This is a genomic window from Curvibacter lanceolatus ATCC 14669, from assembly GCF_000381265.1.
Lineage (GTDB): Bacteria > Pseudomonadota > Gammaproteobacteria > Burkholderiales > Burkholderiaceae_C > Curvibacter > Curvibacter lanceolatus.
Genome location: NZ_KB906261.1, coordinates 204,077 through 226,264, shown reverse-complemented (window position 1 = coordinate 226,264; position 22,188 = coordinate 204,077). Strand labels below are relative to the sequence as shown.

17 protein-coding genes are annotated in these 22,188 nt (G+C 64.1%); 6 read left to right on the top strand and 11 right to left on the bottom strand.

The genetic code is table 11. The annotated features are described in order from the left end of the window. Positions 1 to 166: 166 nt before the first annotated feature. From trmB to F624_RS0117415, 4 genes are all read right to left on the bottom strand, one after another. Positions 167 to 949, bottom strand: a complete 783-nt coding sequence (trmB, locus tag F624_RS0117430) for a tRNA (guanosine(46)-N7)-methyltransferase TrmB (RefSeq protein ID WP_019575616.1) — start codon at positions 947 to 949, stop codon at positions 167 to 169. 120 nt (positions 950 to 1,069) lie between these two features. After that, complete coding sequence (gene gluQRS / locus F624_RS0117425) at positions 1,070 to 1,981, bottom strand: tRNA glutamyl-Q(34) synthetase GluQRS (RefSeq protein ID WP_019575615.1); 912 nt, start codon at positions 1,979 to 1,981, stop codon at positions 1,070 to 1,072. A gap of 39 nt (positions 1,982 to 2,020) precedes the next feature. Further along, on the bottom strand, positions 2,021 to 3,118 hold the full coding sequence (locus F624_RS0117420; RefSeq protein ID WP_019575614.1) for an NAD(P)/FAD-dependent oxidoreductase: 1,098 nt from the start codon (positions 3,116 to 3,118) through the stop codon (positions 2,021 to 2,023). Between the two features lie 133 nt (positions 3,119 to 3,251). Further along, positions 3,252 to 4,211 (bottom strand): LysR family transcriptional regulator, encoded by a 960-nt coding sequence (locus F624_RS0117415; RefSeq protein ID WP_031255377.1) that lies wholly within the window; start codon positions 4,209 to 4,211, stop codon positions 3,252 to 3,254. A gap of 99 nt (positions 4,212 to 4,310) precedes the next feature. Between F624_RS0117415 and F624_RS0117410 the strand changes: the two genes are divergently transcribed. The 3 genes from F624_RS0117410 to F624_RS0117400 all read left to right on the top strand — a co-directional run bounded on the left by F624_RS0117410 (position 4,311) and on the right by F624_RS0117400 (position 6,589). Beyond that, positions 4,311 to 5,015 (top strand): pirin family protein, encoded by a 705-nt coding sequence (locus F624_RS0117410; protein ID WP_031255375.1) that lies wholly within the window; start codon positions 4,311 to 4,313, stop codon positions 5,013 to 5,015. A gap of 42 nt (positions 5,016 to 5,057) precedes the next feature. Then, positions 5,058 to 5,612, top strand: coding sequence for a flavodoxin family protein (locus F624_RS0117405; RefSeq protein WP_019575611.1), 555 nt, complete (start codon positions 5,058 to 5,060; stop codon positions 5,610 to 5,612). A gap of 92 nt (positions 5,613 to 5,704) precedes the next feature. Beyond that, positions 5,705 to 6,589 carry a pirin family protein gene (locus F624_RS0117400; protein ID WP_019575610.1) on the top strand — a complete coding sequence of 295 codons (885 nt, stop codon included), beginning with the start codon at positions 5,705 to 5,707 and terminating at the stop codon, positions 6,587 to 6,589. Between the two features lie 54 nt (positions 6,590 to 6,643). Here F624_RS0117400 and F624_RS0117395 read toward each other — a convergent pair whose 3' ends face one another. The 7 genes from F624_RS0117395 to pilV form a co-directional block, all read right to left on the bottom strand. Next, positions 6,644 to 7,402, bottom strand: coding sequence for a sulfurtransferase (locus F624_RS0117395; protein ID WP_245573665.1), 759 nt, complete (start codon positions 7,400 to 7,402; stop codon positions 6,644 to 6,646). 12 nt (positions 7,403 to 7,414) lie between these two features. Continuing rightward, the gene (locus F624_RS0117390; protein WP_043426180.1) at positions 7,415 to 8,050 is read right to left on the bottom strand and encodes a GspH/FimT family pseudopilin; all 636 of its coding nucleotides are present in this window, start codon (positions 8,048 to 8,050) and stop codon (positions 7,415 to 7,417) included. Beyond that, the gene (locus F624_RS0117385) at positions 8,047 to 8,556 is read right to left on the bottom strand and encodes a type IV pilin protein (protein ID WP_031255371.1); all 510 of its coding nucleotides are present in this window, start codon (positions 8,554 to 8,556) and stop codon (positions 8,047 to 8,049) included. Before F624_RS0117385 ends, F624_RS0117390 begins: the two co-directional genes overlap by 4 nt. Beyond that, positions 8,553 to 13,013, bottom strand: a complete 4,461-nt coding sequence (locus F624_RS0117380) for a pilus assembly protein (RefSeq protein ID WP_245573664.1) — start codon at positions 13,011 to 13,013, stop codon at positions 8,553 to 8,555. Before F624_RS0117380 ends, F624_RS0117385 begins: the two co-directional genes overlap by 4 nt. Positions 13,014 to 13,076: 63 nt before the next feature. Next, the gene (locus F624_RS0117375) at positions 13,077 to 13,700 is read right to left on the bottom strand and encodes a pilus assembly PilX family protein (protein WP_019575605.1); all 624 of its coding nucleotides are present in this window, start codon (positions 13,698 to 13,700) and stop codon (positions 13,077 to 13,079) included. A gap of 1 nt (position 13,701) precedes the next feature. Further along, positions 13,702 to 14,721 (bottom strand): PilW family protein, encoded by a 1,020-nt coding sequence (locus F624_RS0117370; protein WP_031255365.1) that lies wholly within the window; start codon positions 14,719 to 14,721, stop codon positions 13,702 to 13,704. Continuing rightward, a complete protein-coding gene (pilV, locus tag F624_RS0117365; RefSeq protein ID WP_051107443.1) occupies positions 14,721 to 15,356 on the bottom strand; it encodes a type IV pilus modification protein PilV in 636 nt (211 codons plus the stop codon). Before pilV ends, F624_RS0117370 begins: the two co-directional genes overlap by 1 nt. 264 nt (positions 15,357 to 15,620) lie before the next feature. On the opposite strand from pilV, the gene dnaE reads away from it, so the two are divergent. From dnaE to clpA, 3 genes are all read left to right on the top strand, one after another. Further along, the gene (dnaE, locus tag F624_RS0117360; protein WP_019575602.1) at positions 15,621 to 19,133 is read left to right on the top strand and encodes a DNA polymerase III subunit alpha; all 3,513 of its coding nucleotides are present in this window, start codon (positions 15,621 to 15,623) and stop codon (positions 19,131 to 19,133) included. 134 nt (positions 19,134 to 19,267) lie between these two features. Then, the gene (clpS, locus tag F624_RS0117355; RefSeq protein ID WP_019575601.1) at positions 19,268 to 19,636 is read left to right on the top strand and encodes an ATP-dependent Clp protease adapter ClpS; all 369 of its coding nucleotides are present in this window, start codon (positions 19,268 to 19,270) and stop codon (positions 19,634 to 19,636) included. 57 nt (positions 19,637 to 19,693) lie between these two features. Continuing rightward, a complete protein-coding gene (gene clpA / locus F624_RS0117350; protein WP_019575600.1) occupies positions 19,694 to 22,030 on the top strand; it encodes an ATP-dependent Clp protease ATP-binding subunit ClpA in 2,337 nt (778 codons plus the stop codon). Positions 22,031 to 22,188 lie beyond the last annotated feature (158 nt).

The following is a 22,188-nucleotide window of genomic DNA, read 5'->3' as shown; positions in this document are numbered from 1 at the left end:
TAAAAGCACGCTTGTGCCGCGCCGAGCTGTCCTGAGATTTGTTCGAAATCAGGTGGTTTTGTCGCAAAAATGCACCAGGCCCTGGTATTGCCCGCGGCTTTGTGTCTGTGCCCGTCTGGCAGCTCCGGGCGCATCCCCGGGGCGGCTCACGCCGAGGCACAAGCTGTCAGCTGACCTTCTCAAACACCAGGTCCCACACCCCATGGCCCAGGCGTAGGCCACGGCGCTCGAACTTGGTCTCGGGGCGGTAGGCCGGGCGATCGGCATAGCCGCCGCTGGCCTGGCGGTTGCGCAACAGGGGTTCCGCACCCAGCACCTCCAGCATCTGCTCGGCATAGGGCTCCCAGTCGGTGGCGCAATGCAGGTAGCCGCCTGGGCGCAAACGGGCCGCCAATTTGGCCACCAGCGGCGCCTGGATCAGCCGGCGCTTGTTGTGCTTGGTCTTGTGCCAGGGGTCTGGAAAGAAGATGTGCACCCCTTCGAGCACGCCCTGCGGCAGCATGTGGTCGATGACCTCGACCGCGTCATGCTGCAGGATGCGGATGTTGCTCAAGCCGCGCTCGCCCACCTGCTTGAGCAGGGCACCCACACCGGGTTCATGCACTTCGCAGCACAGGAAGTGGGTGTCGGGCATCAGCGCCGCGATGTGGGCCGTGGCGTCGCCCATGCCGAAACCGATCTCCAGCACCACCGGGCCCGGGGCGCCAAAGGCTTCGGTCATGTCCAGCGGTGCGGCGCGGTAAGGCAGCACAAAACGCGGGCCCAGCAGCTCAAAGGCCTTGGCCTGGCCGGTGGTGGTGCGGCCGGCGCGCCGCACAAAGCTCTTGATGGTCTTGGGAAAGGCCACGCCGGCCGGGGCGCCGGCGGGCTGGGCCTCTGAGGCCGTGCCAATCGCTTCGGTCGCTGCTTGGGGGGCCACGGGGTCGGTGTTTTCTGGGTGTTCTTGCATGGTGTCGGGGTTTCAGGCGCAGGGCCGGGCGCGATCAGGGCGCGATCGAGGCGCAAACAGGGCGCCAAATGGAGTGAGATTGTAGGCAAGCGGGCGCCGTCTGCGCCCATTCAGGCCTGTTCAGCCCCAGCGGGCCCGCCACATGGTGGTCCACCTGAGCAATTGATCGCTGATGCCGGCATCGGCGCCGGGCTCTTCGGGCAGGCCCAGGGCCTGGGCCGCCTGACGCAGTGCCGCCAGACAACTGGCCGCGCTGCGGGTGTCGATGGCGGGTGCGCCGTGTTGTTTGGACAGTTTCTCGCCGCGGGCGTCCAGCACCAAGGGGGTGTGCAGGTAGCGCGGCGTGGGCAGGCCCAGCGCGCGCTGCAGCAGGATCTGGCGCGCCGTGTTGTCGCGCAGGTCGGCGCCGCGCACGATGTCGGTCACGCCCTGGGCGGCGTCGTCCACCACCACGGCCAATTGGTAGGCCCAGAGCCCATCGGCCCGTTGCAGCACAAAGTCGCCGACCTCGGCGGCCACATTCTGGGTTTGGGGGCCCAATCGGCGGTCTTGCCAATGCAGGTCGGTGGCCCCGGCGATCCTCTCCACCTCCAGCCGCCAGGCGCGCACAGCCCGCCCGTGGCTGCCCAGGCGGCAGGTGCCTGGGTAGACGGCTTGCTGGTGCCGGGCCCGTTGCACGCCCTGGGCCTGCAAGGCGGCTTCGATCTCCTTGCGGGTGCAGGCGCAGCCATAGGCCAGGCCGGCCTGGATCAGGCGCTGCAAAGCGTTGGCGTACAGGGCGTGGCGCTGGGATTGCCACACGGGCGGCTGGTCCGGGTGCAGGCCGCAGGCCGCCAGCTGTTGCAGCAGAAACAGGTCGGCGCCCGGGCTGCAGCGGGGTGGGTCGATGTCTTCGATGCGCACCAGCCACTGCCCGCCATGGGCTCGGGCGTCCAGCCAGCTGGCCAGGGCGGCCACCAGCGAGCCGGCGTGCAGGGGGCCGGTGGGGGAGGGGGCAAAGCGGCCGATGTAGCCGCCAGGGGGCAGGGGCATGGCAGGCGGGGGCGGCTGCAGGGCCGCCCCGGGGGCAGCTCAGCTCAGCGAGAGTGCCAGGCTCAGGCCGGACACAAAGGCGTCTTCCACCCGGTGCCCCAGGCACCAGTCGCCGCACAGGCCGATGCCATTGGCCGGGTCCCAGAGGTGGGTCTGGCCCAGGGCCTTCAGGGTTTTGGCGTGTTTCCAGCGCTTCAGGGCGATGTGGCTGGGCTCGGCATGGATGCCGGTGACGTCGACAAAGGCGCGGTGCAGTTTGCCCTGCACGCGCTCGGCGCTGTCTTCGAGGTGTTCGCTCGACCAGACGTCGCTGGCCTGCACGGTCCAGCGCTCGATCTGGCTGCGCCCGGGCTTGGACGACTCGCGGGCCAGCCAGGCGATGCGGTGGTGCGTGCTGCGGGCCGCGTTCCATTGCGGGCCCAGGGTGGTCAGGCCCGGTTGCACCGCCTGCGGGAAGGCCAACATGAGGGTCCAGCAGGGGGCGATGGTCACGGGTTGCAGGGCTTCGGCCAGGGCGCCGGCGCTGGGCACGGCGGCCAGCAGTTCGGCGGCCTGGGGCGCGGGCAGGGCCAGCAACACGGCATCAAAGCCGGCATGCACCTGGCTGCTGCCATCGTCACCGGCGGTGTGCAGTTGCCAGCGCTGCGGTTGCAGGGTGTCGCGTTGCAGGGCGCTCACCCGGGTCTGGGTGAGCAGCCTGCCCTGGGCTTGCAAGGGGGCGGCCCAGTCGCGCACCAGGCGGTTCATGGCCGGCACGCCCACCCAATGGGGTTCGGGGTGGGGCAGGCTGGGGGAGCTCACCTGGCCGTGTTCATCGAGGATGCGCACGGCGTTGGCGCTCCAGCGGCGGGCGGCGTTGGGCGCTGTGGCCAACGCCAATTCAAAGCGGGGGTCGCGCACCGTGAAGTACTGGGCGCCAGTGTCGAAGCTGCCAAAGGCCGTGTCGGTGCTGGCCATGCGGCCGCTGGCGCCGGCACTTTTCTCGAACACGGTGACATCATGCCCTGCCTGGGCCAGGGTGCGGGCGCAGGTGATGCCGGCCATGCCGGCACCCACGATGGCAATGCGTTGGGGCACCAGGGTGGGTTGGGCCGGCTTCTTGCGCGGGCCGGTCGAGCTTCGAGGGCGTTTTGCCATGCTGAGTCTCCGATCAATGAGGACGTCACAAAGCCTAACCCAATTGGCGGGCCTTCCGGGCGAGTTGGATCAGCGTTTTGCGCTGCGGGCTTCAGGGCTTTCCCGCCCCCAGCGTGCCGTCGCAGCCTGGCTGTCAGCGCACCACATGCCGGGGCTGCTCCAGCAGGGCCTGGCAAGTGGCGGCCGACTCCAGCCGGTCCAGCCACCACTGCAGGGCCCGGCCGGGGCGTTGGCCGGGGCTGGCCCGCCAGGCGTAGCTGCAGCGCATCGGGCGCGAGGCCCGCTCCAGGGGTTTGTGGATGAGCATGCCGGCATCGAGGTAGTTGCGCACCATGGATTCAGGCAGGAAGCCCGCGCCCAGGCCGCGTAACTGGGCTTCGACCTTGGCCTGCATGGTGGGCACGGTGAACACGTCCTGGCCAGGCAGCAGGTTCACGGTCATGCCCCTGCCGCGTTGGCTGGAGTCGGCCACGGCCACCGCGCGGTGTTGCCGGATCAGGTCGTCGCACAGCGGCTCCTGCACCTTGGCCAGGGGGTGGTGCGGTGCCACCACGTAGATGAACTGCATGGCACCGAGCTCGCGTTGCTGGATATCGCTGGGGGTGGTGCCATCCATGATCACGCCCAGGGCCAGATCGGCATGGCCCAGCACCAGGGCCTGCAAAGTGCCGGTCATGATCTCGTCGCGGATGCGCAGCCGCGTGGGCGGGTTGAGCTGGAAGAAATCGCCCGTCAATTCCAGCAGGGTGCTGCGGGTGATGACACCATCCGCGGCCACGGTGAACTGGGGCTCCCACCCGGTGGCCACGCGTTTGACGCGGTTGGCCACGGCGTCGATCTCGTCGAGCAGGCGCGCGCCTTCGCGCAGCAACTCCTGCCCGGCCTCGGTCAGGCGGGCCTGGCGGCTGCTGCGGTCGAACAGCAGCACGTCCAGCGCGTCTTCGATGGCGCGCACCCGGTAGGTGAGGGCGCTGGGCACCAGGTTGAGCTGGCGCGCCGCAGCGGCAAAGCTGCCGCTCTGCGCGATCTCCTTCAGCATGCCCAGGGCATCGGGGGTGAGGACATCGCGGGCCGTGGGTTTCGTGGAGGGCATGGCCACCGTCGATTCAAAAAAAATGAATGATGCCATCAATCACCACGCATCGCAGAAGCTGGGGCGGGCCCTAAAGTTCAGCCTCAGGAGATGCACACCATGCTCAGCGTTCGCAAATCAGGGGAAAGAGGCTATGCCGATCACGGCTGGCTGAAGTCCTTCCACAGTTTCTCTTTTGCCGGCTACCACGACCCCCGCCACATGGGCTGGGGCAACCTGCGGGTGATCAACGAAGACCGCATCGCCCCGGGCACCGGCTTTGGCACCCACGGGCACCGCGACATGGAAATCATCAGCTATGTGCTGAGCGGCGAGCTGGCCCACCAGGACAGCATGGGCCACGTCAAAGGCATTCGCCCCGGCGAGGTGCAGCGCATGAGCGCAGGCCGCGGCGTGACGCACAGCGAGTTCAACCACGCGCCGGGCCAGAACACCCACTTTCTGCAGATCTGGATCCTGCCCGACGTGCAGGGCATCGAGCCCGGCTACGAGCAAAAGACGTTTCCCGACGCCGACAAGCGTGGCCGGCTGCGCCTGGTGGCCTCGCCCGATGGCGCCCAGGGCTCGGTGCGCATCCATGCGGACGCCAGCCTGCATGCCGGCCTGTTCGACGGCGAGGCCGAGCAGGCCACCCTGGCGCTGCAACCGGGCCGCAAGGCCTATGTGCACCTGGTGCGTGGCCGTCTGCAGGCCAATGGTCAGGTGCTGGAAGGCGGCGACGCGCTGCTGCTGGAGCACGAAAACCAGTTGACCCTCAGCCACGGCAGCGATGCCGAGGTGTTGGTGTTCGATCTGGCGCCCTGAGCAGGGCGGCAGAATTCATTTTTCTCAACCTAGGAGTCTTTCATGGCAAAAGTTGTTGTTGTTTTCCACTCGGGTTATGGTCACACCCTGCGCCTGGCGCAATCGGTGGCTGAAGGCGCTGGCGGCACCTTGCTGGCCATCGATGCCGAGGGCAACCTGCCCGAAGGTGGCTGGGACACCCTGAACGCTGCCGACGCCATCGTCTTCGGTTCGCCCACCTACATGGGCTCGGTGAGCTGGCAGTTCAAGAAGTTTGCCGACGCCAGCTCCAAGGCCTGGTTCACCCGCGCCTGGAAGGACAAGCTGTTTGCCGGCTTCACCAACAGCGCCTCTTTGAATGGCGACAAGCAAAGCACCCTGCAATACCTGATGACCCTGGCCATGCAGCATGGCGGCCTGTGGGTGGGCCTGGGCGAGCTGCCGAGCAACAGCAAGGCCGCTCAGCGCAACGATTCGAACGTGCTGGGTGCCTCGCTGGGTGCCATGGCGCAAAGCCCCTCGGACAGCTCGCCGGCCGAAATGCCGCAGGGCGACCTGGAAGGCGGCAAGGCCTTCGGTGCCCGCATTGCGGCCACCGCGGCCCGCCTCGCCAAGTAAGCATGGGTGTCTGGGGCCTGCCGCCCGGTGGGGCGCAGGCCCTTCATTCATGTTTCATTCCTTTTTCGTTCATTTCACAAGGAGGACAGCCCATGACGGCCTGGACCGTGATTTCGCCCCACACCAAAGACTTGGGTGGTGGCTTCCTGGTGCGCCGGGCTCTGCCGGCCGCGCAGCGACAGGCCGTGGGGCCCTTCCTGTTTTTTGACCACTTCGGCCCGGTGCAGGTGCAGCCGGCCGACCAGTTCGATGTGCGCCCGCACCCGCACATCGGGCTGGCCACGGTGACCTACCTGTTTGAAGGCGCACAGATCCACCGCGACAACCTGGGCTTTGAGCAGCGCATCGAGCCCGGCGCGATCAATTGGATGACGGCCGGCCGTGGCATTGTGCACTCCGAACGTCGCCCGCCTGACCTGGCGGACCAGTCCTATGCCATGCACGGCTTGCAGCTGTGGGTGGCCCTGCCCGAAGCGCTGGAAGACGTGGCGCCGAGCTTTGTCCACACCCCGGCCGAAGCGCTGCCTGAAGTTCAACACCCCGGTGTGCAGGTGCGGGTGCTGGTGGGCGAGGCCTTTGGCCAGCGCTCTCCGGTGCAGACCCTGTCGCCCACGCTGTACCTGGATGTGCAGATGGCGCCAGGCGCAAGCTTTCATCTGCCCTTGCTGGCCCAGGAGCAGGCCCTGTACGCGGTGCAGGGCGGCTTGCTGGCGGATGGTCAGGCCTTGCCATTGCAGCAGCTGGTGGTGCCGCAAGGCTCGCTGGACCTGCAGGCCGGGCCTGAGGGCTGCCGCTGGGTGTTGGTAGGGGGCCAGCCCCTGGGGCATCGCCATATCCGCTGGAATTTTGTTTCGACCTCCAAGGCCCGCATCGAGCAGGCCGAGCTGGACTGGGCACAAGGCCGCGTTGAGGCCGGCATGGGCCAGGTACCCGGCGAGACCGAGCGCATTGAACTGCCCGTGCGCCCGGGGCACTGAACCTGAGAACAGCCAGGGGGCAGGGGGCCTGGGCATCGTGGCCCGCGAACGGGCTCAGCGCAGGGGAGACAGGTCTGGCGCCAGCGCCTCGCGCTCGTCAAACACAAAGCAGCTGCCCTGGTAATGGGCGCCATCGGTTTCCTCGAAGTACTTGAGGATGCCGCCTTCGAGCTGGTACACATGGGGCAGGCCTTCCTCGCGCATCAGGATGGCCGCCTTTTCGCAGCGGATGCCGCCGGTGCAGAAGCTCACCACCGTCTTGCCTTGCAGATCGGCCTTGTGGGCGCGCAAGGCGTCGGGGAATTCGGTGAACTTGTTGATGCGCCAGTCCACCGCGCCTTCAAAGGTGCCGTGGTCCACCTCGAAGGCATTGCGGGTGTCCAGCGTGACCACCGGGCGACCATCGTCGTCATGGCCTTGTGCCAGCCAGCGACGCACCGTGTCAGGCGTCACCGCAGGGGCCCGCCCTTCGGCCGGGCGGATGGTGGGGTGGTTCATGCGGATGATCTCGCGCTTGACCTTGACCAGCATCTTGCGAAACGGCTGGTGGGCCGACCAGCTCTCTTTGGGCGCCAGATCGGCCAGGCGGGGGTCCTGGCGCAGGGTGGCCACCACCTCGCGCACGGCCTCAGCGGGCCCGGCCAGGAAGAAGTTGATGCCTTCTTCGGCCAGCAGGATGGTGCCGCGCAGCGCCAGGCGCTGGGTCTGCTCGGCCAATTGATCGCGCAGCTGGGCCGCATCGGGCAGCGGCACAAACTTGTAGCAGGAGATGTTGAGGACCTGGGTGTTCACGCCCGGCATTGTAGGGGCCATGGCAGCCCGAACTCACTGTGTGGATGTGGTGCTGCAGTTGGTGTCGCTGGACGAGGCTGGCTTGCAGACACGGGCGCGCCCTGTACGGGCCAACACCAGGATGCGGGTTTCCGACGGCTGTTGGCCCGTGCTCACGTCGTTGCGGCGCAAGCGCAAGGTCATGGCTTGAAAGCCGCTATTGTCGGAGGTCTTGGAGTAGCCTGAACCGTCGAAGCGGATCAGGCCCACGGCTGTGCCTGCCGAGTCACTGGAGGTGATACTGAGGTAGCTGGCCTGGGCCGGCACGCTTTGCACCAGCAGGTCATGTCCGTCGTTGTAGGTGGAGGATGTGACGTCGGTCGAGGTCGGGTCGTACACCCCGGTAGAGGTGCTGTAGCCGGGTCTCGAAACAAACACCTTCCAGCCCGTTGTCCAGTCGGTGCCGGTGTTGGGTACCACAAAGGCGGTCTGGTTGCGCTTCATGGCCTCACCACGCGCGGCATTGATCGAGGCCAGCAGGCCATTTGCGGTCGAGGTCAGCTGCGAGTTGCGCTGGAAGGTCACAAAATTGGGGATGGCCACCACGGCCAACACCACGATGATGGCCATGACCATGATCAACTCGATCAGTGTGAAGCCCCGCGAGCCCTGATGTGGCAAGGCTTTCATGGCCAGCACAGCTTGGGGTTGGTGGATGCGGCGGTGCCGGTGCAGCTCTTGGTGCCGCTGCTGGTGGCCTGAAGGGATCCAACGGCGGTGTCATTGAACTGGGGTGTGGCGGTGATCTGAACGCAATCGGCAATGGTGCTGCCGCTGCAGTTCGCGGCGCTCAACAGGTAGGCCGGGCTGCTGGCGTTGTCGCCAGAGTAGTACTTGAACGGGAATGTGGTGGCTGTGAACGAGGGTGTGCCGCCGCCACAGACACCCGAGGGGTAGGCGCTCGCGCTAGCGCCACTGGTGGTGGATGAGAAGCCCAGGTAGCAGTTGCGCTGGGTCAGGTAGCGTTCCTGCTGCAGCAGCAACTCGGTGATGGCTGTGCGGCCCTGGGCACGCTTGCCCTTGAGCACCGAGTCCTGGTAGGCCCCGAGGGCCACCTTGGCCAGGATGGCCACGATGGCGACGGTGATCATCAACTCGATGAGGGTGAAGCCTTGATTGGCTCGTTTGAACATCATGGTGCTGCCTTCAAGTCCCAGTAATTGTTGATCTGGCGCCAGCTTAGGCGGCCCAGGATGTCGGTGATGACGACCTGGGTTCCGGCCACTGCGGAGCCCGTGGAGCCGCTTTGCAGGCTGGTCTTCGTGGTGGTTCGCGTGCGACGGCCAGTGTTGTCACTGCTCGTGACCGAACTGCCCGAATCGATGTCGATGTAGAGACTGGCCCCCAGCAAACCCACAGTAGAGGCGGTGTAGGTGCCGTTGCCGGTTGCAATGTTCACCACATACTGATTGCCGCTACCCGGTGTGGCGGTACATGAGCCCGTGGCCCCCGCTGCACCTGGAATGATGGTGTTGAAGGTGACCTGGGGGCTCAGGTCCAGGAAGTTGCTGATCATCTTTTCGCCCGAGTCGGGCAGATCGAAGTACCAACCGGATTTGAGTGGCAGCGTGACATTCGAGCCCGTGCTTGAGTCCGTGTTGGTTGCGGTGTCCGTCAAGGGGCGGCCCCAGACGAACGCTGACACCACGATGGTCTTGGTCGTCGTGGTGGTGGTGGTGGTGCCTGTTGTGGTTGTGGTGGTGGTGGTCGTTGGGGTGCCCTGCTGAAGCCGGCTGCGCCCGGTGATCACGCTGGGGGTCGTGCTGGTGAGCGTGGCGCTGTCCGACTGGTTCAGCGTGGTCTTACCGTCGTCATAAACGGCGTAGATCGAATTCTGCGCGGTCGAGGTCTTGTCTCCTGACTCCAGAAATTTGCCGGTCCCAAAGATCACGTAGAAGGTTTGCAGTCCGCCCACCACTGGGCCCGTCACCGCTCTTGGGGCCGAAAAGATGGGCTGGTTGTTGGTACTGGTGGTCGCGTCCTTGGCGATGTACATCGGGTAGGCCGTCGGGGCGGCCGGGTCGCCGCTTTTGGAGAAGAAGGACAGGTTGTCGGCGTTCCAGTTGGCCAGTACCGTTGGATCGAAAGCCGCCCGGGTGGTGCTGACGGCACGGGGCGTGAAATCAAACTTCCAAAGCTTGCCATGCAGGTCGCCGACAAAAATGCGGTTGGCTGCGCCGGCCGCGTCGTACAGGGCTGTGAAATTGGTCACGCCAGGCGCCTTGCTGGCGGCCAGCGTGGTGTCCAAGGGCAACGATACCTTGTAATAGTTGGTGCCTAGTGTCCAGGCGGCACCGGCCGCCTTGTCCAAAGCCAGGAAGAACAGTGCTGGCTTGCCGGTGCTGCTGAAGCGCCCGTTGGCATCGGTGACGTAGTTGTCAACACCGCTGGCTACCACCGCAAACCAGCGGTAGGTGGTGGACGTGGCTCCGGGCGCACTGGTGACCATCTTGAGGATCTGCGGCTGACCCACCACATAACCCAGGTCGTTGTCATCGGTGTTGGTGAACTCCCACATGACCTTGGAGGCCGAGAACGCCGTCGGGTCGGTCACATCCAGGGCAAACACGCCTTGGCCACCAGCGCCGGTGCCCGAGACCAGCACTGACTTCCAGGTACAGGTGGTGGCGCTCAAGGTGTGCGAGGCGCCCACGCAGGCTTCACCTACGGCGGGCAGGCCATCCACATAGCTTTGGTGGTTGTTGGCGTAGCTGGCTCCGGTCAGGGCAGACAGCTTGGTGGCCATCCAGCTCGGTATATAGCCGAACAACTCTGCACCGGTGCTGGCATTGAAGGCATGCAGCATGCCGTCGTTGGCACCAACGTAGACGGCCGCTGTGCGGCTCGCATTGGTGCTGTAGAAGGTACTGTAGCTGTTCTCGGTGTAGCCCGTGGCGGGTTTGCCCGCATACACCACACTGGAGTTGATGATGTCCCCCAGCAGCTTGCTGCGGGTGCGGAAGGTCGTGCCTTCCAGCGACCGGTCGCCCCGCAGGTAATTGAGGCGGCTCTGGCCCAGGGTGTCGGTCGCTGCAGTTGGTGAGGCCTTGTTCAACGCACTCTGAACGGTGGTGCTGATGGAAGTCCATAGAAAATCAGTCGCCGTGGGGTTGGCAGTGGCGCCAGCCACGCCCATGACGATGTTGCGTGAGGTGGCCGGGTTGGCTCGATTGGTCAGCACATCGGCCGCACTCCAGTTGGCATTGGTACCCAGCGTCACCGTCGTGCCACTGACGCTCGGCGGCAAGGCCAGCACGTCACCGGTCCAGTTGCTGGTGTCGAAAGCCCCCTGATAAATCACGCTGCCATTGGTGGCGGTGAGGTATTTGGACTGCAGCGCCACGCCAGCAATGTTGCGTGACGAGTTGGCTGCGCGGCTGAAAATCCCGTTGAAGGCGCTCAACACCCCACGCGCACTGCTTTGCAGGTAATAGGTGCTGGCTTCGCCGGGAGAGGTCAGGTTCTGCCAGACATTGTTGTCGTTGGTGCCGTCTTGCCGCTTGAAGGGGTTGCCCCACGTGTTGTAGGGGTTGCTGCCCACGTTGGAGGCGTCGGTCTCAAAGCCACCGTACTTGGAGGCCATGAAGAACTGGTTGGCGTAGTGGCGGGTGTTGGCGTCGTTCTGAGCACCGTATTCGTTCACGTCAAAGAGGAAGGTCTTGACACGCAGCCCAGGCCGTTGCATTGACGTCGCATTGGTCCAGGTGGTCCCTCGAATGTCATGGGTATGTGCCCAGTAGGCCGAACCCATGATCTGGCTGGTGCTGGTGCCAGATGGAACGCTGTTGTTGGCTCCGTTGGGGTTGCCCGTGTTCCGCGATACACCTTGGCCGTCCGTGTAGGTGGCAGTGGTGACGTTCTTTTCGAAATTCTGCACCGTCGTGCGCCAGCCATTGATGTCGATGATGTTATTGGCCATGTCCGTGCTGGGCAGTCGGTTGCCATCGTGCGTGTTGATATCGCCAATCACCACGATGTTGCTGCGCACGCAGGAGTAGTCGGCCGTGCTGCTGCGGCTCCCGCCATAGGGGTCGGTCCAGGTGGTGAAGACCGGGAAGCCGTCCTTGTAGGTGTCGGTGATGTTGCTGATGGCATCGGCACTGGGGCTCAGCCCCTGCAGGTAGCGCAGCACCTCGTAATGCAACTCGCCCACCGGGTCATAGATCTTGTAGCGCCCGGGCACCGGACCGGTGCGGCCAAATTTGTTGAGGTAGTTGACCACGCCGCTGATGCCCATGGCATTGCTGTCGGGGTTGGCCACAAAAATGCCGGTGGTGGTGTTCCATTCGACGTTGGCGTTGCCGGTGCTGGGCGTGTTGTCGTTGCCGGTTTCGTCAAAGGTCTTGTAGCCCACGTACTTCATAGGCGCACGCAACACCCCACCGTAGCGACCGCCGGTGTTGTAACTGGCGGTCTGGTCCATCAAGTAGCCGAAGGCGGCCAGTCGCAGTTGGTCGCTGTACTTCTGGATCACGCCTGTGGGTTTGTAGTTGCCGCTGGGGTAGAGCGAGCACAGGCCGTAATCGCGTACGTCGGCCAGGGCGCCGCTGCTTTTGTTACAAACCTGGACCCGCGAGAAGAAATAGCCATCGCTGTTCATGCCCCCGGTCGGCTGGGGCGCAGTCCACGTACCCGAGTAGGCGCGGTAATAGCACTTTTTGGCTGTACCTGGAATGGGGTCACCAAAGGTTCCGTTGCTGCAACTGACGTTGTTTCTCCGACCCTGATAGGGAAGCACAGACCAGGATTGGCCGGCACCGTACCAGATCTCATAGTTGCCATTGACGGTGCAGGTCCCTCCCTCATTGACGCAAAAAGTGGCATCCGATGGCAGCGTCAAAACTGCAGCGCCAAGGGTGTAACTGCTAGGGCCACTGCCACAATCACCCGTTGCAGAGGTGCCGAAATAGATGCGGTTGAGCGTGTTGGCCACATAAATGTCGCTGCCATTGGCGGCGGTGATCATGGCCGTGGGCACGGCCCCCCAATAGGTGCCTGCTCCGCCACCATCTTTGCTGAGTTGCTTGGCTGGAAAGTTGCTGCTGTTCCACATGCAGATCGGGTCGCCATTGGGGATCAGGGCGCGCTGCAGAATGGTCAGACCGTCCTGGTCGATGTAGCGGTCGCCGCCCGACAGGGCCAGGCGCAGCATGTCGATGGCCGAGCTGCTGGCCCAGTTCAGAAAGTTGCCGCTGAAGGCGTTGCTGCATTTGCGGCTGGTGGCGGCACCGCTGCGATCGAAGCGCTTGTAGTCGCTGGCGCTGAGGCCAGTGGTCGGCGTTTCAGTGGGGCTGTCGTTGTAGGTGTAGCACGACTCTGCGTCGTAATAACCCAGGTACTCGGTGGCGTTGGAATAGGTGTTGTCGCTGCTCCCGCCAGGGGTGTATTGGGCGCCTACGGTGGGGTATTCCACCGAAAGCGCCAGCGCCAAGCTGGGCTTGTCGATGGGGGTGGTGGCATACAGTGGGTTGGAAGACAGCAAGATGGCCGGGTAATTGGGCGCTGTGCTTTGGCCATGCACCAGCCAAGACAGCCCCAAGCCCGTCAGCAGCAGTGCCAGTGTCACAGTCGCAAAAACGGAACGTTGGCTCAAGGCAAGGCGCGATCGTTGAAGCCACGAGAGATGAGGGGTAGGGGCGTTCATGGAGTTGCCTTCTCAATCGCGGTAAATCATTTGCATCACGGTCTGGATGTCTTGGCGCGGGCCGAAGCCCATGGCCGTCACGCGGTACACATAACGGGATTCGACGATGCCTTTGGTCTGCACTTCGGCAGGGTCCTTGATGGCTTCGATCACATAACGGGGCGCCTGGTAGGACTTCAGGCCACCACCCGTCGGATAGGTGTTGGCGCCCCTGTTGGAGAAATCGCCCCAACCGACCGTTTTGGGTGTGCTGGTGCTTAAAAAGTCGACGCTTAACCAGGCCGGCTTGCCGGTCGGGTTTTCTGCACACAGTCCCCGGTTGGTGGACGAACTTCCACAGTTGAGCACAAAGGCACTGGCGTCAGTGGTCGGTGCGAAGGTGCTGCGCCTTGATCCTGTGCCCATGCCGTTCGGGTCAATGTCCAGTTCGGCATCCATCAGGGCTGCTTCGGCGGCCTGCCAGGCAATCTGCTGATCCCGGTCGTTGCGAGCACTTCGTTCGCCCATGGTGGCGATCTGGATGCTGCCCACGCCCAGCAAGGACACCACAATCAGCAGAATCAGCACCACTATCAGCGATGCGCCCTTCTGGGCGCAAGCTGTTGAGGCATTGCGGGTGGAAGAGGCCATGGCCATGTCAGCTTCCCTGGTCATTGCGCAAGTGGATGGTGAAGGTCACGGCGCGGCGGAAACGGGTATCGGTGAAGGTGTTCTCGCTGGCCGTTGTGCCTGGATCGTCAGTGCTGGCGAAGGCGCTGCCATCCGCAGCGGTGCTGCTGGACTTACCCACGCCGAAAGGGAGAAAGGTCGCCGAGGTGACATCAGGGGACTGCCCCGGAGGGCTGCGCAGCACCAGACCAATGCGCACGCTACGCACTCGGCGCCAGTTGAAGTAGCTGGCCGCGAGGTTGCTCACAGTCAACTGGTCGGCTCGCAAATAGCGATCCGGCAAATTGGGGGCTGTCGAGGGAGATGTTGTGCTCGTGTTGCCTGGCGCAATGCCGTCCACACCATAGAGCACCTGGAAATTCTCCACTCCGCGCACCAGGGTGGTCTGCGTCACGGTGCTGCTGTTGACCGGGATGGAACTGCACATGAGGCTGGGCTCGCCGTCCGAGTCGGTGCCGACATGCAGGATGCTGATGGCGCGGTCGTCTCGGTTGGTGGGCAGCGTGGTCAGACTTTCACCATTGCAGTTGATCATGCTGCCATCTGCCGCCGTTGCGGTCGATGAGTTCGAACTGGGCTGAAAGCGCAGCACCAGGATGTCGCTGCCATAGCCAGTGGCGCCGGATGTCCAGGCGGTACCTGCATCCCAGGCGTCGGTGCTGACCCGGCTGCGGTTGTTGAGCCCATAGATGGCGGGGGGCGGGTTGCTGACCAGGCCAGCGACATTGGTGGGTCGCGGGGTGGTGGCGTAGCTGAGATCCTTGAAGCCCGTCTGCACCACGAGGCGCTGCAGCAGGTCTGAGACAAAGCGACCGTTCTCTCGCAGCTGAGCTGCCGAATCATTGACCGTGAAGCCTTGACGGGCGATATTCAGGGCCGCCAGCGCGGCGAGGGCCACGACCATGCTGACGGCCAGGGCCACCATCAGTTCGACCAGGGTCACGCCTCGAACCCGCTGCCGTTGTGTGGGAGTCAGATCAAGAGGCATCAGGTGTTTCCTGCTGTGACAGGGATCATGATGATGGGGCGCGTGCTGGCTTGCACCGTGACCGCTGAACCCGTGTCACTGCGGTCGGTGCTGGTCTGGGGCCAGGCGAGCTTGATATAGGCCACAAAGTCGGTACCCGTGCCATTGCAGCCCCACTGCGGCAGGTTGTTGCTGTCATAGGGGGCGTTGTCAAAGCAGATTTGCACCTTGGCGCCGGGCAGCTCTGTTTGCACGCGGTAAAGCCACTCGGTCATTTCGGCATTGGCAATGGCGGTCGCGCTGGTGCAGCCCGTGCTGGTGTTGCTGACGCTGAGGCAGTAACTCGCCGTTGGCGCCGTCAAGGTACCGCTGAGGTCGACGAAATAGGGGTTGTTGGTGGTCAGCAGGGCCTGATTCTTGTTGCCCCGCATCATTTCTGCCATTTCACGGGCCAAGCCCGCGGCGGTGGAAGCCAGCCGCGCCTGCCGATTGGCCTGCAGCGAAAACGACTGCATGCCCACCATGCCCAACATGCCGAAGGACAGTACAAAAATGGCGACCAGCACTTCCAGCAAGGAAAAGCCTCGCTGCGCGCGACCGTCGGCACATCGGACGCGAGTGAGCTGGCGCGGGCTTGGGTTCAGGGGCGGGGGCATGGCTTGTAACTGGATTGATCAATGGATTACCACCGATACTAAATTTAACATTGCGCCCGCGAATGGTTCAGATCTGGTGAATTTAAGTGATGATTGGCAAATATTGAACGATGAGCGGCTGTTTGAGCCGCTCGTCTGCTTCCTCATGACCATTTGTCGGCTCCATGGCAAGGACCCGGCAAGGACCCGGCGGGGCCCGAACAGGGCCAAAGGATTTGTGCTGGCAAGCTCTCGGCGGCGGGCCGCGTTTCCTACAATGGCCGGATGTTTGTTCACCTGCGCCTGCACTCCGAGTTTTCCGTGGTCGACGGAACCACCCGCATCGATGAAGTCGTCAAGCTGGCGGCCAAGGATGTCCAGCCTGCCCTGGCTCTGACCGATTTCAACAACCTGTTTGGCGCGATCAAGCTGTACAAAGAGGCCCGTGGCAAGGGCGTCAAGCCCATCATCGGGGCCGAAATCGTGCTGGAAGGCACGCCGCAGGCACCCACCCTGGTGTCGCGCATGCTGCTGCTGGTGCAGAACCGCCAGGGCTACCTGAACCTGTGCGAATTGCTGGCTCGGGGCTGGACGCGCAATGTGCACAACGCCCAGGCGGTGTGCACCCGGGCCTGGCTGGCCGAGCTCAACGAGGGTCTGATCGCCTTGTCGGGCGCCCATTCGGGCGCCGTGGGCCAGGCGTTGCTGCGTGGCGACGAGGGCGCGGCGGCCGACTTGGCTTTGCAGATGGCCAGCGTGTTCCCGCACCGCTTCTATATGGAGGTTCAGCGCGCCGGCCGGGCCGAGGACGAGGCCCATGTGGTGGCCGCAGTCAAGCTGGCCGCACGCCTCAAGCTGCCGGTGGTGGCCACCCACCCGGTGCAGTTCACCGGGCCGGACGACTTCGAGGCCCATGAGGCGCGGGTCTGTATTTCAGAGGGTGAAATTCTGGCCAACCCGCGGCGGGTGCGCAGGTTCACCCGCGAGCAGTATTTCAAGAACTCCGAGCAGATGGCGGCGCTGTTTGCCGATCTGCCTTCGGCGCTGCGCAACACGGTCGAGATCGCACGCCGCTGCAGCCTGTCGCTGGTGCTGGGCAAGCCGCAGCTGCCCGATTTCCCCACGCCCAACGGCATGCCGATCGCCGAGTACTTCCGCTTTGCCTCGCACGAGGGGCTGGAAGAACGCTTGAAACTGCTGTTTCCAAAAGCCGAGGAGCGCGACGCGCAGCGGCCACGCTATGTGGAGCGGCTGGAGTTCGAGCTCAACACCATCCTGAAGATGGGCTTTCCGGGCTACTTCCTGATCGTGGGCGACTTCATCCAGTGGGCCAAGACCCACGGTTGCCCGGTGGGCCCGGGCCGGGGCTCGGGGGCCGGCTCGCTGGTGGCCTATGCGCTGAAGATCACCGACCTGGACCCGCTGCAATACAACCTGCTGTTCGAACGTTTTCTGAACCCCGAGCGGGTGTCGATGCCTGACTTTGACATCGACTTCTGCCAGGGCAACCGCGACCGCGTGATCGATTACGTGAAGGACAAGTACGGCAAGGACGCCGTGAGCCAGATCGCCACCTTCGGCACCATGGCGGCCAAGGCGGCCATCCGCGACGTGGGGCGCGTGATGGACATGAGCTACACCTTCTGCGATGGCATCTCCAAGCTGGTGCCCAACAAGCCGGGCATGTCCTACACCCTGCAGTACCCGCCCAACCCCAAGAAAGAGGGCGACAAGAACAACTACGCCATCGAACTGGAGCCGGTGCTGGCCGAGCGCATCCAGAAGGAAGAAGACGTCAAGACCGTCATCGAGATGGCGCAAAAGCTCGAAGGCATGACCCGAAACATCGGCATGCACGCCGGGGGGGTGCTGATCGCGCCGGGCAAGCTGACCGATTTCTGCGCCCTGTACCAGCAGCCGGGCAGCGAGTCGGCCGTGAGCCAGTACGACAAGGACGACGTGGAGGCCATCGGCCTGGTGAAGTTCGACTTCTTGGGTCTGGCCACGCTGACCATCCTGGAGATCGCGCGCGAATTCATCATGAAGCGCCACAAGGGCCAGGAGAACTTCAACTTCGAGACCATCCCGCTCGACGATCTGCCCACCTACCGCCTGTTCCAGGAGGGCAAGACCGAGGCGGTGTTCCAGTTTGAAAGCCGCGGCATGCAGGGCATGCTGAAAGACGCCAAGCCTTCGCGCCTGGAAGACCTGATCGCGCTCAATGCGCTGTACCGCCCGGGCCCGATGGACCTGATCCCCAGCTTTGTGGCCCGCAAACACGGGCGCGAAGAGGTGGAGTACCCGCACCCGCTGGTGGAGGCGGTGCTGGCGGAAACCTACGGGATCATGGTGTACCAGGAGCAGGTGATGCAGACCGCCCAGGTGCTGGGCGGCTACTCGCTGGGCGGCGCCGACTTGTTGCGCCGCGCCATGGGAAAGAAGAAGGCCGAGGAAATGGCCGAGCATCGCCAGATCTTCCGGGCCGGCGCGGCCAAGAATGGGCTGGACGAGAAGAAGGCCGACGAAGTCTTCGACTTGATGGAGAAGTTTGCGGGCTATGGCTTCAACAAGTCGCACGCGGCCGCGTACTCGCTGCTGGCCTACCACACGGCCTGGCTCAAGGTGCATTTCACCGCCGAGTTCTTCTGCGCCAACATGACCGTCGAAATGGACGACACCGACAAGCTCAAGGTGTTGTACGAAGACGGCGTGAAGATGGGCATGAGCTTTGAGCCGCCCGATGTGAACCGGGGTCGCTACCGCTTCGAGCCGGTCACCAACACCGTGATCCGCTACGGCTTGGGCGCCGTCAAGGGCACGGGCCAGTCGGCCATCGAGGCCGTGGTGGCCGCGCGCGAAGAGGGCGGCCCCTTCAAGAGCCTGTTCGACTTTGCCCTGCGGGTGGACCGCAAGGCCATCAACAAGCGCACCGTCGAGGCGCTGATCAAGGCCGGGGCCTTTGATGCCATCGAGCCCAACCGGGCCGCGCTGGTCGCCTCGATTGACCGGGCCTTCGAATTTGCCGCCGCCACGGCGGCCAATGCCAACCAGGGCGGCCTGTTCGACATGTTCGGCGACGACGCCCATGGCTCCAGCACGCAAGAGCCCGGTCTGGTCGAAACCCTGCCCTGGGGCATCAAGGAGCGGCTCACCTACGAGAAGACGGCGGTGGGCTTTTACCTGTCGGGCCACCTGTTCGACGAGGTGGCCACCGAGGTGCGGCGCTTTGTGCGGCGCCAGATCGATGAATTGGCCGACAGCCGCGACCCCCAGATGGTGGCCGGCATCGTGAGCGATCTGCGGGTCATCAACGGCCAGCGCGGCAAGCTGGCCATCTTCAAGCTCGACGACAAGAGCCGCACCATCGAGGCCACCGCCGACGAAGCCCTGATCAACGCCAACAAGAACCTGCTCAAGGACGACGAGATGATCATCGTCAGTGCCAAGTGCCAGCCTGACCGGTTCTCGGGCGGGCTGCGCCTGCAGGTGGTGCAGGTCTGGGACCTGGCCTCGGCGCGCTGCCGCTTTGGCAAGCACCTGCAGGTGGTGGTCAACGGGCGTGCGCCCGACATTGCCCGCCTGCTGCGCGAGCACCCGCCACGCCTGGAAGAGTCCGAATCCGGCACCCTGGAGCGCGGCATGGACATCCGTCTGCAGGTGTTGCGCGAAAAGGACGGCATGGCCGTGTCGGCCGAGCTGCACCTGGGCGAAGGGGCGCGATTCTTCCCCAGCGATGCCGCCCTGGCGGGTTGGACGGCCCAGGCCCATGAGGGCCAGGCCCGCATCGTTTACGACTGAACGGCCAGAGATCCCCGTTGAACGGCCTTTGAAAAGGGCATTTTTTTCATTTTGTGAAAATTTAGGCCTTGAAATGTCCGCTCGTGGGGGCCAATTGCCCTTTGAGCCCACGGGCCCCCGAGACCGTCATTAGAATGAAATTCATGGCAACGAAATCACCTTCCAAACCCGCTGCACCCAAGCTGGCGCCGCCGGAGCATGGCGGCGGCGATTCCGTGGTGCTCGAACGCTTGACGCAAAAGGTCAAGCCGCCGCAGATGTACCAGGTGGTCATGCTGAACGACGACTACACCCCGATGGAGTTCGTGGTCCTCGTGATCCAGGAGTTTTTCAACAAGGACCGCGAAAGCGCGACCCAGATCATGCTGAAGATCCATCTCGATGGAAAAGGCGTCTGTGGCGTGTACTCGCGGGACGTGGCCGCCACCAAGGTGGATCAGGTCATGGATGCGGCTCACAAGGCCGGGCATCCGCTGCAATGTGTCAGTGAGCCTGTTGAATAAATGGCTTTCGATCCGATTTAAAGTTCAACCACTTAAAGCAAGGCAAAAGGAATTCACATGATTGCCCAGGAATTGGAAGTCAGTCTGCACATGGCCTTTGTTGAGGCCCGCCAGCAGCGCCACGAGTTCATCACCGTGGAGCACCTGCTGCTCGCCTTGCTCGACAACCCCAGCGCCGCCGAGGTGCTGCGGGCCTGCTCAGCCAACATCGACGATCTGCGCAAGTCCTTGACCAACTTCATCAAGGACAACACCCCCCAGGTGGCCGGCACCGACGAGGTGGACACCCAGCCCACGCTGGGCTTCCAGCGCGTCATCCAGCGCGCCATCATGCACGTGCAGTCCACGGGCAATGGCAAGAAGGAAGTGACCGGTGCCAACGTGCTGGTCGCGATCTTCGGCGAGAAGGATTCGCATGCCGTTTACTACCTGCACCAGCAGGGCGTGACCCGTCTGGACGTGGTGAACTTCATTGCCCACGGCATCAAGAAGGGCGAGCCGCCGGAACCCGTCAAGGGCAACGACCAGCCCCAGGCCGAGCAGGAAGAGGGCGGTGAACGCAACGAGAAGGCCTCGCCGCTCGAGCAGTTCACGCAAAACCTCAACCAGCAGGCCAAGGAAGGCAAGATCGATCCACTGATCGGGCGTGAGTACGAGGTCGAGCGCGTGATCCAGATCCTGTGCCGCCGCCGCAAGAACAACCCGCTGCTGGTGGGTGAAGCCGGCGTGGGCAAGACTGCCATCGCCGAGGGCCTGGCCTGGCGCATCACCCAGGGTGATGTGCCCGAGATCCTGGCTGAGGCCATCGTCTACTCGCTCGACATGGGCGCCTTGCTGGCCGGCACCAAGTACCGCGGCGACTTCGAGCAACGCCTCAAGGGTGTGCTCAAGACGCTCAAGGAAAAGCCCAACGCCATCCTGTTCATCGACGAAATCCACACCCTGATCGGTGCGGGTGCGGCCTCGGGCGGCACGCTGGATGCGTCCAACCTGCTCAAGCCAGCGCTGTCCAGCGGCCAGCTCAAGTGCATCGGCGCTACCACCTTCACCGAGTACCGCGGCATCTTCGAAAAAGACGCTGCCCTGTCGCGCCGCTTCCAGAAGGTCGATGTGGTCGAGCCCACCGTGGACCAGACCATCGAGATCCTCAAGGGCCTGAAGTCGCGTTTTGAAGAGCACCACAGCGTCAAGTACGCTGCGGCCGCCCTGCAAGCCGCCGCCGAGCTGAGCGCCAAGTACATCAACGACCGCCATCTGCCCGACAAGGCCATCGATGTTATCGACGAAGCCGGCGCTGCCCAGCGCATCCTGGCCCCGTCCAAGCGCAAGAAGACCATCGGCAAGACCGAGGTCGAAGAAATCGTGGCCAAGATCGCCCGCATCCCGCCCGCCAACGTCTCCAATGACGACCGCGGCAAGCTGCAGACGCTGGAGCGTGACCTCAAGAGCGTGGTGTTCGGTCAGGACAAGGCGCTGGAAGTGCTGGCCTCTGCGGTCAAGATGGCCCGTTCGGGCCTGGGCAAGGGCGACAAGCCGATTGGCGCCTTCCTGTTCAGCGGCCCCACCGGCGTCGGCAAGACCGAAGCCGCCAAGCAGCTGGCCTACATCATGGGCATCGACCTGATCCGCTTCGACATGTCGGAGTACATGGAGCGCCATGCCGTGAGCCGCCTGATCGGCGCGCCCCCGGGCTATGTGGGTTTTGACCAGGGCGGCCTGCTGACCGAAGCCATCACCAAGAAGCCGCACGCGGTGCTGCTGCTCGACGAAATCGAGAAGGCGCACCCGGACATCTTCAACGTGCTGCTGCAGGTGATGGACCACGGCACCTTGACCGACAACAACGGGCGCAAGGCCGACTTCCGCAACGTGATCCTCATCATGACCACGAACGCGGGCGCCGAGACCATGAACAAGGCCACCATCGGCTTCACCAACCCGCGTGAGGCGGGCGACGAGATGGCTGACATCAAGCGCCTGTTCACACCCGAGTTCCGCAACCGCCTGGATGCCATCGTCGGCTTCAAGGCCCTGGACGAGCAGGTCATCCTGCGCGTGGTCGACAAGTTCCTGCTGCAGCTCGAGACCCAGCTGGCCGAGAAGAAGGTCGAGGTCACCTTCACCGACAAGCTGCGCAAGTACCTGGCCAAGAAGGGCTTCGATCCGCTGATGGGCGCCCGCCCGATGCAGCGCCTGATCCAGGACACCATCCGCCGTGCGCTGGCCGACGAACTGCTATTCGGACGCTTGACCGACGGTGGCCGCCTGACGGTCGATCTCGACGACAACGCCGAGAAGCCCGACGTGGTGCTGGACATCCAGCCCCTGCCCAAGAAGGAGCGTGCCCCCAAGGCCGAACCGACTGAGCCGGAAGAGGCCGCCGCAGCCGACTGAGCTGCCCCGGTCATCCGAGGCTGATCTCAAGAGCTGACCCAGGAGCGATCCGGGTCAGCTTTTTTGCTTTTTGCAGGCTTGGAATGAACAGTTGGCGTTGATGTTGGCGGCTGGGCCTGTGAGCATCAAACAACTTTGCCGCTGGCAGCCGGATGGGC

What these genes read in the sequence shown, in the direction of transcription:
- trmB (WP_019575616.1), bottom strand. Translation starts at nt 949, where the DNA reads ATGCAAGAACACCCAGAAAACACCGACCCCGTGGCCCCCCAAGCAGCG.
- gluQRS (WP_019575615.1), bottom strand. Translation starts at nt 1,981, where the DNA reads ATGCCCCTGCCCCCTGGCGGCTACATCGGCCGCTTTGCCCCCTCCCCC.
- F624_RS0117420 (WP_019575614.1), bottom strand. Translation starts at nt 3,118, where the DNA reads ATGGCAAAACGCCCTCGAAGCTCGACCGGCCCGCGCAAGAAGCCGGCC.
- F624_RS0117415 (WP_031255377.1), bottom strand. Translation starts at nt 4,211, where the DNA reads ATGCCCTCCACGAAACCCACGGCCCGCGATGTCCTCACCCCCGATGCC.
- F624_RS0117410 (WP_031255375.1), top strand. Translation starts at nt 4,311, where the DNA reads ATGCTCAGCGTTCGCAAATCAGGGGAAAGAGGCTATGCCGATCACGGC.
- F624_RS0117405 (WP_019575611.1), top strand. Translation starts at nt 5,058, where the DNA reads ATGGCAAAAGTTGTTGTTGTTTTCCACTCGGGTTATGGTCACACCCTG.
- F624_RS0117400 (WP_019575610.1), top strand. Translation starts at nt 5,705, where the DNA reads ATGACGGCCTGGACCGTGATTTCGCCCCACACCAAAGACTTGGGTGGT.
- F624_RS0117395 (WP_245573665.1), bottom strand. Translation starts at nt 7,402, where the DNA reads ATGGCCCCTACAATGCCGGGCGTGAACACCCAGGTCCTCAACATCTCC.
- F624_RS0117390 (WP_043426180.1), bottom strand. Translation starts at nt 8,050, where the DNA reads ATGAAAGCCTTGCCACATCAGGGCTCGCGGGGCTTCACACTGATCGAG.
- F624_RS0117385 (WP_031255371.1), bottom strand. Translation starts at nt 8,556, where the DNA reads ATGATGTTCAAACGAGCCAATCAAGGCTTCACCCTCATCGAGTTGATG.
- F624_RS0117375 (WP_019575605.1), bottom strand. Translation starts at nt 13,700, where the DNA reads ATGGCCATGGCCTCTTCCACCCGCAATGCCTCAACAGCTTGCGCCCAG.
- F624_RS0117370 (WP_031255365.1), bottom strand. Translation starts at nt 14,721, where the DNA reads ATGCCTCTTGATCTGACTCCCACACAACGGCAGCGGGTTCGAGGCGTG.
- pilV (WP_051107443.1), bottom strand. Translation starts at nt 15,356, where the DNA reads ATGCCCCCGCCCCTGAACCCAAGCCCGCGCCAGCTCACTCGCGTCCGA.
- dnaE (WP_019575602.1), top strand. Translation starts at nt 15,621, where the DNA reads ATGTTTGTTCACCTGCGCCTGCACTCCGAGTTTTCCGTGGTCGACGGA.
- clpS (WP_019575601.1), top strand. Translation starts at nt 19,268, where the DNA reads ATGAAATTCATGGCAACGAAATCACCTTCCAAACCCGCTGCACCCAAG.
- clpA (WP_019575600.1), top strand. Translation starts at nt 19,694, where the DNA reads ATGATTGCCCAGGAATTGGAAGTCAGTCTGCACATGGCCTTTGTTGAG.